Genomic DNA, 9,351 nt, shown 5'->3' with positions numbered 1-9,351 from the left:
TAGCGTTGGACACGTCGAGGTCTTTCGGATGGGCAGTGTGAGAACTTCCATCATCGGAAGACCTCGACCTCTATCCGGGAACCGACGCGCCAACGCTATCTACACTCTCGATTCCGATGAGCCATTTAACTGTTCACCAAAGATTGTTTTTTATCGCTAGCACGCTCCCAACACAGTCAAATGGCTCAATATCCGGATGCTCACCGGATTCCGCAGGGACTGCCAAGGCGAGCCGTTAGAACGACGGAGGCGCCCGGGCTGGTCATGACCAGAACCCAGGCGCCGCCGTCGTTGTTGTGGTGTTGGCTCAGCCCCAGGGGATGGCGCCGAGCAGGATGCCGACTGCCAGCATAACCAGCGAGACGATAGCCGCGCGCCAGAGCACCTTCTTGTGGTGGTCGCCCAGTTCCACGCTGGCCAGCGAGACCAGCAGCAGGATGGCCGGAACCAGCGGGCTCTGCATGTGCACCGGCTGGCCGGTGATTGAGGCGCGCGCCATTTCGGCAGGGGCAATGCCGAAGTGGGCGGCGGTCTCACTAAGCACCGGCAGCACGCCGAAGTAGAACGCGTCGTTGCTCATGAAGAAGGTCATCGGGATGCTGAGCAAGCCGGTGATGACGGCCATGAACGGGCCCATGGAATCCGGAATGATATCCACCAGCCAGGCGGCCATGGCATCCACCATGCCGGTGCCGTTGAGCACGCCGGTCAAGACCCCCGCTGCCATCACCATGGAGACGACGGCGACGATGCTCTTGCCGTGCGCAACCAGCTGGGTGGCCTGCTCCTTGACGTTCGGGAAGTTGACCACCAAGGCGATGGCTGCGCCCACCATGAAGACGTAGGCCAGTGGGACGACGTCCAGCACCAGGATCACCATGACGGCCACGGTCAGCGCCAGGTTGAACCAGAACAGCTTCGGGCGCAGGGTGGAGCGGTTGGGGTCCAAGGCCGAATCGGTCAGCGATCCGCCAGCCGTGTCCTCCTCGGCTTCCAACACGGCTACCGAACCGCCGGCCGGAGCCGTGCCAGCCGGGGAGGTGCCGGAAACCGGCTTTCCCGCACCGGCGCCGCGCCCGCCGCCGAAGACCGAGCCAGCGTTGCCGCGGGAGGTGCCAACACCGCCGTCGTTGTTCTGCCCAGCTTCCGCCCACAGGTCGGGCCTGCCCTTGGCCGCGGCCTTCGGGTTGCCGCCGGCCAGGCGCTTGCGCTCGCTCAGGCCGAGCGTCCAGGCGAACACCATCACAATGATCATGCCGGCCAGCAGGGAGGGGATCATCGGCACGAACACGTCGGTGGGCGAGACATCAAGCGCCGCAGCAGCACGTGCCGTCGGGCCGCCCCAGGGAACAATGTTCATGGTGCCGTTGGCCAGGCCGGCCACACAGGTCAGCACCACCGGGCTCATGCCCAGCCGCAGGTAGATCGGCAGCATGGCGGCCGTGGTGAGAATGAAGGTGGTGGACCCATCGCCGTCCAGCGATACGACGGCGGCCAGCACCGCAGTGCCTAGCACCACCTTGGCCGGGTCATTGCCCAGCGTGCGCAAAATGAAGCGCACCAGCGGGTCGAACAGTCCGACATCGATCATCAGGCCGAAGAAGATGATGGCGAACATCAGCAGGGCTGCTGTGGACGTCAGCGACTTCATCGACTCGAGGACCATGTCGCCCAGACCGAGGCCTGCCCCGGCGAAGAGGCCGAAGATTGTGGGCACAATGATCAGGGCCAAAACGGGTGTCAGTTTCTTGGTCATGATCAGCGCCATGAAGACCGCGATCATTGCGAAGCCGAGAAAAACCAGCACAGCAACTCCTTTGTTTCAACGCAGCCGGTGTGACCGGCCCTACAGACTTTAGGGTGGCGCGGGTCACGGATGGCGGTTTAGCCCAGTTCAGGTGCATACTGCTTATTGCGCACGTTTTGCTCATTTAGCTCGCAGCCGTCGAGGCCGCGCCGGGAGGCACCATGGAGAACCGGGGCGACCGTCGTCCGCGGATGGGGTTCTCTGCGCGCATGCTGCTCCTCCAGGTGGCCGTGGTGGCTCTGGTGCTGCTGCTCTCCGCTGTGATCCTGGGCTGGCTGACCTACCAGCGGTTGGGCGAAGATGCGGAACGCCAGGCTCTTGCGGTGGCCCGCGCCGTTGCGGCCTCGGGCGATATCCGCACCGAAACCGCCGCCTTGGCGCAGGCCGGCCCCGAGCAGCTGTCCGCCCAGGCGTTGGCGGCCGGACCGCTGCAGGCCCAGGCCGAAGACGTCCGGCGGCGGACCCGGGCGCTGTTCGTGGTGATTACGGACGATTCGGGCCTGCGGCTGGCGCATCCCAATCCGGCTGAGCTGGGCCGGATGGTCAGCACCGACCCCTCGGAGGCGCTGGCCGGCCGTGAGGTCACTGAACAGGAACAGGGCACCCTGGGCCATTCGGCGCGTGCCAAGGTCCCCGTGTTCGCCCCCGGTTCCGCAGCCGTGGTGGGCGAGGTCAGTGTGGGGTTCTCCAGCCAGGACGTACTGCAGTCTCTGGCCAGCAACATCCTGCCCATCGCCGCCACCACTGCCGGGGCACTGGCCCTTGGCCTGGCGGCATCGCTGCTGCTGGGCCGACGGCTCAAGCGGCTGACCCTGGGACTAGAGCCCGAGGAGATTGCCGCCCTCACCCAGGACCAGGAGGCGGTGCTGCGGGGCGTGGACGAGGGCGTCATCGGCGTTTCCGCCGAGCGCAGGATCACCGTATTCAACCGCGAGGCCAAGCGGCTGCTGGGCTTCACCATTGATGCCGAGCTGGTGGGGCTGCCGCTGGAGCAGCTGCAACTGCCCGGACCGGGGAAATCCCGCTCTGAGGAATCCGGCCTGCCGGAGGCACTGCGCCACCTGCTTGATGCCGCCGACCCGCAGTCGCCCACGGTGGAACTGGTGGTCGGCCCGCGTGTGCTGATCCTCTCCGCCCGTGAGGTGCAGGCCAGCCGCACCCCCGGCCGACGCGGCTACCGCCCCGGCACCGGCACGGGTCCCGATGTTCCGCGTGCCCCCGAGCTGGGATGGGTGATCATGTTGCGCGACCGCACGGCGGTGCAGTCCCTGACCCGGCAACTGGACGCCGTCGGCGCGCTGAGCACTGCGTTGCGCGCGCAACGGCACGAGTTCGCCAACCGGCTGCACACGATCTCCGGCTTGCTGGCCACGGGGCACCCCGACCAGGCGCAGGACTACCTCACGTCGATCATGCAGACCGGCCCGCTGAACTACCCCGCGGAGCAGGCCGAACTGCTGCAGGATCCGTACTTGCAGGCTTTCATCGGCGCCAAGAGCATGGAGGCCGCCGAGCGCGGAGTGACGCTCCGGGTGGGTCCGGAAACGCTGGTCCGCGGCCGGGTTACCGACCCGCAGGACGTGACCACCGTGATCGGGAACCTGGTGGACAATGCCGTCCGCGCGGCAGTGCACGGCAGCGACCCGGACCGCTGGGTGGAGGTGGAGATTATGGACGAACTGACCGACGGCGGCGGAACGCTGCATCTGGTGGTCGCGGACTCCGGCGAGGGGCTGCCCGGGCTCGCCGATGGCGGGGGCGTGGGCGACGACGGCTCCGGCGTTGAGCGGATCTTCACCGACGGCTTCTCGACGGCGGGCGGCTCGCGGAATGGACCGACGGCGAACGGCTTGCGGAACGAACCGGCACCGAGCGGCTTGCGGAACGAACCCGCGGCGGGCCCGGCGGAACCGTCGGAGTCGGTGACGTGGGCGGCAGATTCGCCGATGGCCGAGGCCCATTCGGCCGAACTGCCGGACATCCATGGCCAAGGCTTCGGCTTGTCGCTGATCCGCCGGCTCGCACGCCGCCGCGGCGGGGATGTCTGGGTGGCGGATCCCGGACGGCCGGGCGGCCCCGGAGCCGTCTTCTGCGCCCGACTGCCCGACACTGTTGAATCCGCATCGCCAGGAGCAAACCATGACTGACTTATCGGTACTGATTGTGGACGACGACTTTCACGTCGGGCGCCTGCACGCCAGCTATGTGGATTCCGTCCCGGGCTTCAGCGCGCTGGCGCCGGTCGGAACCGCCGAGCAGGCATTGCGCACCGTGCACGGACACGAGCCGGACCTGATCCTGCTGGACGTGTACCTGCCGGACGCGCTGGGACTGGACCTACTGCGCAAGGTCGACGTAGACACCATCATGCTGACCGCCGCAGCGGACGCCCCGTCGGTCCGCAAAGCCCTGCGCCGCGGTGCACTCGGCTACCTGATCAAACCGTTTACGGCCGAGGAACTGGCCAGGAAGCTGCGCGCCTACGCCCGCTACCGGCGGCTGCTGGCCGAGCAGCCAGCGGTGGACCAGGACACGGTCGACCGGGCCCTGCACGCGCTGCATCCGGCCGAAGCTGCGGTGGCTGCCCGCACCCGGTCGGCCACCGAGGCCGCCGTGCTGGAAGCGCTGGCGTCAGGGCTGCAGCGCTCGGCCGCGGAGGTGGCCCAGTCGGTCGGTGTCTCGCGTGCCACCGCGCAACGCTACTTGTCCGCATTGGCCGACGACGGCGCGGTGGAGATCCATCTGCGCTACGGCAGCACCGGGCGGCCCGAGCACCGCTACGGACGGGCCGGCTGACCCCGCGGCGGCGATGAGCCGGTCAGGGGCAAACACCTTCAGCGCAACCTGGTCCGGCAGAAAGCGGGGTCGCAGCGGCGGGCGATCACCAGAACATGCGGCAGCGATGATTGGATGGCAGGCATGACCATTGGCTTGGTACTGGACCTCTTCGGCACCTTCTTCTTTGCCATGTCCGGGTGCATCCTGGCGGCCCGCCGGAAGTTCGACATCATCGGGTCGTTGTTCCTGGGCACGCTGGCCGGACTGGGCGGCGGGATCATCCGTGACCTGATCCTGGGCACCATCCCCAGCGCCTTCAGCAATCCGCTGTATTTCGTCCCCCCGGTGCTGGCGGCGCTGCTGGTGTTCTTCCTGTTCCGCAGCGTGGAGCGCTTCCAGCGTCCGCTGCTGATCTTCGACGCCGGCGGGCTGGCCCTGTTCTGCATCACCGGAACGGTCAAGGCGCTGAGCCTGGGCATGAACCCGGTTGCTTCCGCGCTGCTGGGCCTGACCACGGCCGTGGGCGGCGGAATGCTGCGGGACGTCGTGGCCAACCGGGTCCCGCAGTTGTTCAACCCGGACGACCTGTACGCCGTGCCGGCCATGCTGGGCTCGGCACTGGTGGTGGTGTTGTGGTCCGCCGGGATTTACGGCACGGCGGCAGCGGTGGGCGTGGCCGCCGTGGTCTTCGGGCTGCGCGTGGTCTCGCTGCATTACGGGTGGCACATTCCGCATGCCGCTCCGGCACGGTATACGGACCGGCACAACGACTGATGGGAAACACGATGGTTGAGTTAAGCTGGCTGGAAAAGCAGATTGTGGCTGCGCTCCAAGTCGATCCACGGGCGTCCTGGCGCACCATCGCCGCCGTGCTGCGGGAGCCGGAACGAACTGTAGCTCGGCGAGGCGGTGACCTACTGGCCTCCGGTGTTGTGGCCGTGCGCGGGATCCAGTTGAAGCCCAAACCGGTCCTCGTCGAGATGCGCTGCGCTCCGGGCACATCGCGAATGGCCGTCCAGGCGCTGTCCCAGCGCGCTGATAGTTCCTTTGTTTACACCATCACCGGCAGCAGCGACTGTATTGCCGAAATACTGACTGACCGGGCCCGGCTGCATACCGCCCTCTCTGATGAGTTGCCAGCCATCGTCGGGCTCCAGCGGGTGAACACCTATCCCATCCTGCGCTACTTCAAGACTCTCCGCGCGTGGCAGCCAGGTATTCTGACCGCCGAACAGCGACGGGCGCTCCGTCCCGTACCGCTCAACGATCCGAAGATTTTCGGCGAGCATCCTTCCCTGACGGAAACGGACAAGCAGATCGTGGCCGCCCTCTGTGATGACGGTCGAATGTCATTCGAAGCGATCGCCAGACGCGCCGGTACCTCTGAAGCAACCGCGCGGCGAAGAACGGACTGGCTGCTGGAGACCAACTGCTTGAACCTGCGCGCTTTGGTGGAGCCCTCGTCATTGGGACTGCCAGTGGAAGCGTTGCTCTGGATCAAAACGGCCCCGGATCGACTGGAGTCGTTGGGCCGGAGACTGGCCCAACTCCCGGAAGCCCGCTACGTTGCCGCGATCACGGGTGAATACCAGATTCTCGCCGACGTGACGGTAGCCAGCAATGAGGCGCTGTACGACTTCACCAGCAGCAGCGACTGGACGGTCGACGTTGCCGAGCTGAGCACGTCGCTACTGCTTGATGCGCGAAAACGTGGCGGGCGGCTCAACCCGGTGTTGTCTTAAGTCTCGACCAGACGACGCTTTTCGCCACCGGGCCGCCCTGACGACTCCTCTTTGACAGATTCAGCCAAAAAAGTGACTGTTTTCATCACGCCTTGCCCCGGTATGGCTGATACAAGCAAGGTTGGGTCCATCCTGTCCTAGCTTCTTGAGACGTGCATCACGCCGGAGGAAACATGTTGACCCATTTGGTATCGACCGCCGTCGGCGGCGGCAGCTCGACGGATGTGCTGGCTTTGGCCAACATGCCGCTTCTGTGGATCTGTGCGGCCGGCGTCTTTGCCGTCATCGCCGTGCAGTCTGTCATCTACATGAAGGCCGCACGCAAGGCTGCGCCTGCGGCAGGCATCACGCAGGAGGAACTGAAGGTCTCGTTCCGCTCCGGCGCCATTGCAGCCATCGGACCGTCGCTCGCCGTCGCTCTCGTGGCCGTCGCCCTGCTGGCCGTCTTCGGGACGCCGGCGGTGCTGGTACGAATCGGCTTGATCGGGTCGGCTGCTTACGAGACCGGCGCAGCGAGCATCGCCATTGGAACCACAGGAGCCGAGCTGGGCGGCCCTGGCTACACCCAGAACGCCTTCGCCATCGCCTTCTTTGCCATGAGCCTGGGCGGTGCCATGTGGATGCTGGCCACCCTGATTCTGACGCCACTGATGAAGCGAGGCGGCAACAAGCTCGCCAAGACCAGCCCCGTGGCGATGGCAATCGTTCCCACCGCCGCCCTGCTCGGCGCCTTCGTCTCGCTGAGCATTGCCGAGGTGCCCAAGTCGCTGGTGCACCTGGTTGCCCTGCTCACCGCCGCGGCGGTCATGGGTCTCTGCGCCGTGATTGGCCGGTCTCCCAAGAGGGCCTGGTTGCGCGAATGGAGCCTTGGCTTCGCCATTGTGGTGGCCCTGGCGGTTGCCTATGTTGTCCACACTGCCGGCATGCCCGCGGCCTGACCCGATCCAATCCGAGAAGGAGCCGATATGTCTTCACCCGTTGTCGCCAGCATTCCGGAATCCGCCGCAGCAGGCGGGCTGGCCGAGTTCGACCGCACCACGTCCCGGTGGGGGCGCCTGACCATGCTCGCCGGCCTGCTGGTCTCGCTGGCGGGTCCGCTTTACCTGGTGTTCTTCGCTGATCTGGACGTGACCGCCGGCCAGCTATGGACGGCCTTCGGCGCCGTGGCCGCGGTGTTCATGATGATCTGGCTGGTGGAGCCCATCACCTACTTTCCGATCCTGGGTCCGGCTGCCATGTATCAGGCGTTCATGATCGGCAACATCTCCAGCAAGTTGCTGCCCTCGGCGCTGGTCGCTCAGAACCGGATCGACGCCAAGCCTGGCACGCCGCGCGGCGACTTCGCCGCCGTCGCCGCAATCTGCGGTGCGGCCGCCCTTCACCTGCTCTCGCTGGCCGTCTTCGTCGGTCTGCTCGGCACCTGGCTGATCAGCATCATTCCCGTCGACGTGATCGACGTGGTCCGGCTGTACATCCTGCCCTCCGTGCTCGGGGCCGTCGTGGTGCAAGCGATCATTTCCGTCAAGCAGCCGAGGATCACCGCAGTGGCCGTGGCAATCTCGCTGCTGGTCCAGTTCGTTTTGGTGCCTCTGGTTCCCGCCACGGCCTTCCTGGCCACGGGAATCGCAGTCATGGCCACCATCGCGCTCTCATGGCTGGTCCGGGACCGCACGCCGCAGCCCGCCGTCGAACACTGACCGGCCCTAAAGAACCTCATCCGTACACAATCCACCGGAGAGACATGACAGACCTACTCGCATCCCAGTCCGCCACTCATCCCGCCCTCGCGCTAACCGGCGAAGCCCAAGCTGAGATGCACGACCTGTACAAGCACCTGCACGCGAACCCCGAGCTCTCAATGCAGGAGCACAACACCGCCGAACTGATCGAGCAACGCTTGGCAGGCTTGGGCATTGAACACTTCCGCTGCGGCGGAACGGGTGTGGTGGGGATCCTGCGCAACGGCCCCGGCCCTGTCGTCGGTTTCCGGGCGGACACCGACGGGTTGCCCATTCAGGAGGGCACGGGCTTGGACTACGCCAGCACTGCCACCGGAACCCTGCAGGACGGGACGGTCGTGCCGGTAATGCACGGCTGCGGGCACGACACCCATGTAGCAGTGCTGCTGACCGTGGCGGGTCTATTCGCTGAAGCGCGCATTGCCTGGTCGGGCACGCTGGTCCTGATCTTCCAGCCGGGCGAGGAGACCGGGGCCGGGGCGGCAGCCATGGTGGCAGACGGACTGTGGGAGCGCGCGCCGCGGCCGGAGATCATTTTCGGCCAGCACGTGATGCCCGGCCCGGCGGGTACGGTGTCGCTCTCGGTCGGCAGCGCAATGGCGATGGCGGACTCGCTCAAGGTCACGGTCCACGGCCGCCAGTCCCATGGGTCCCAGCCGCAGGATTCGATCGACCCGATAGTCCTGGGCGCCCACATGGTGGTGCGGCTGCAGACCGTTGTCGCCCGCGAACTTGACCCGCGGAAGTCGGCTGTGGTGACGGTCGGAACGTTCCATTCCGGGCTCAAAGAAAACATCATTCCCGCCACAGCGGAGTTTACTTTGAATATTCGGACTTTTGACGACGACGTGCGCGCCAAGGTGCTCGCATCGGTCCGCCGCATCATCGCCGCGGAGGCGACAGCCTCTGGCGCCCCAGAACCGCAGGTCGAGGGACTCTACACTTTTCCGGCCTGCTACAACGATCCGGACGAAGCTAAGGCGCTGGCCGCCGTCTTCGGAGACACGCTCGGCGAGGATGCCGTCTCGATACAGCCTGCGCTGATGGGAAGCGAAGATTTCGGGCATTTAGGCGCGGCGATAGGCGTCCCCTCAGTGTTCTGGATGTTCGGCGGCTATCCGGCCGCGCTGATGGACGGTCCCGACCCGGTGCCGATGAACCATTCGCCCTTCTTCGGCCCGGTCATTGAGCCGACGTTGTCCACTGGAGTCAACGCCGCGGTCGCGGCGCTGCTCTCGCGGCTTGCATCCTGAGCTGGGGCCGCGAATTGGGTGCCAGGCCGCCG

At 66.2% G+C, this 9,351-nt stretch carries 8 protein-coding genes; 7 read left to right on the top strand and 1 reads right to left on the bottom strand.

Translation table 11 applies throughout. The features are described from left to right. Positions 1–307: 307 nt before the first annotated feature. Complete coding sequence (locus tag E4J89_RS13010) at positions 308–1,807, bottom strand: CitMHS family transporter (RefSeq protein ID WP_136786570.1); 1,500 nt, start codon at positions 1,805–1,807, stop codon at positions 308–310. 161 nt (positions 1,808–1,968) lie between these two features. On the opposite strand from E4J89_RS13010, the gene E4J89_RS13005 reads away from it, so the two are divergent. The 7 genes from E4J89_RS13005 (at position 1,969) to E4J89_RS12975 (ending at position 9,319) form a co-directional block, all read left to right on the top strand. Next, on the top strand, positions 1,969–3,954 hold the full coding sequence (locus tag E4J89_RS13005) for an ATP-binding protein (protein ID WP_136786569.1): 1,986 nt from the start codon (positions 1,969–1,971) through the stop codon (positions 3,952–3,954). Beyond that, complete coding sequence (locus E4J89_RS13000; RefSeq protein WP_136786568.1) at positions 3,947–4,603, top strand: response regulator; 657 nt, start codon at positions 3,947–3,949, stop codon at positions 4,601–4,603. Before E4J89_RS13005 ends, E4J89_RS13000 begins: the two co-directional genes overlap by 8 nt. 123 nt (positions 4,604–4,726) lie before the next feature. Next, entirely contained in the window at positions 4,727–5,359 is a 633-nt protein-coding gene (locus E4J89_RS12995; protein ID WP_169304003.1) for a trimeric intracellular cation channel family protein, read from the top strand. Then, entirely contained in the window at positions 5,305–6,327 is a 1,023-nt protein-coding gene (locus E4J89_RS12990; protein WP_346763384.1) for an AsnC family transcriptional regulator, read from the top strand. The genes E4J89_RS12995 and E4J89_RS12990 overlap by 55 nt, the downstream gene beginning before the upstream one ends. Positions 6,328–6,500: 173 nt before the next feature. Beyond that, positions 6,501–7,265, top strand: coding sequence for a DUF5058 family protein (locus E4J89_RS12985; RefSeq protein ID WP_136786565.1), 765 nt, complete (start codon positions 6,501–6,503; stop codon positions 7,263–7,265). A gap of 27 nt (positions 7,266–7,292) precedes the next feature. Continuing rightward, on the top strand, positions 7,293–8,024 hold the full coding sequence (locus E4J89_RS12980) for a hypothetical protein (RefSeq protein WP_136786564.1): 732 nt from the start codon (positions 7,293–7,295) through the stop codon (positions 8,022–8,024). Positions 8,025–8,140: 116 nt separating this feature from the next. Continuing rightward, positions 8,141–9,319, top strand: a complete 1,179-nt coding sequence (locus tag E4J89_RS12975; protein WP_240691882.1) for an amidohydrolase — start codon at positions 8,141–8,143, stop codon at positions 9,317–9,319. The last annotated feature ends 32 nt before the right edge of the window (positions 9,320–9,351 follow it).

The organism is Arthrobacter sp. CAU 1506, from assembly GCF_005047635.1.
In the GTDB taxonomy this organism is placed as follows: Bacteria; Actinomycetota; Actinomycetes; order Actinomycetales; family Micrococcaceae; genus Crystallibacter.
The sequence above is the reverse complement of the archived record's forward strand: the minus strand, read 5'-3'. Positions and strand labels throughout refer to the sequence as shown.

Bases quoted from the DNA above. Each gene is read 5' to 3' on its own strand.
- E4J89_RS13005 (WP_136786569.1), top strand. From the start codon at position 1,969: ATGGAGAACCGGGGCGACCGTCGTCCGCGGATGGGGTTCTCTGCGCGC.
- E4J89_RS13000 (WP_136786568.1), top strand. From the start codon at position 3,947: ATGACTGACTTATCGGTACTGATTGTGGACGACGACTTTCACGTCGGG.
- E4J89_RS12995 (WP_169304003.1), top strand. From the start codon at position 4,727: ATGACCATTGGCTTGGTACTGGACCTCTTCGGCACCTTCTTCTTTGCC.
- E4J89_RS12985 (WP_136786565.1), top strand. From the start codon at position 6,501: ATGTTGACCCATTTGGTATCGACCGCCGTCGGCGGCGGCAGCTCGACG.
- E4J89_RS12980 (WP_136786564.1), top strand. From the start codon at position 7,293: ATGTCTTCACCCGTTGTCGCCAGCATTCCGGAATCCGCCGCAGCAGGC.
- E4J89_RS12975 (WP_240691882.1), top strand. From the start codon at position 8,141: ATGCACGACCTGTACAAGCACCTGCACGCGAACCCCGAGCTCTCAATG.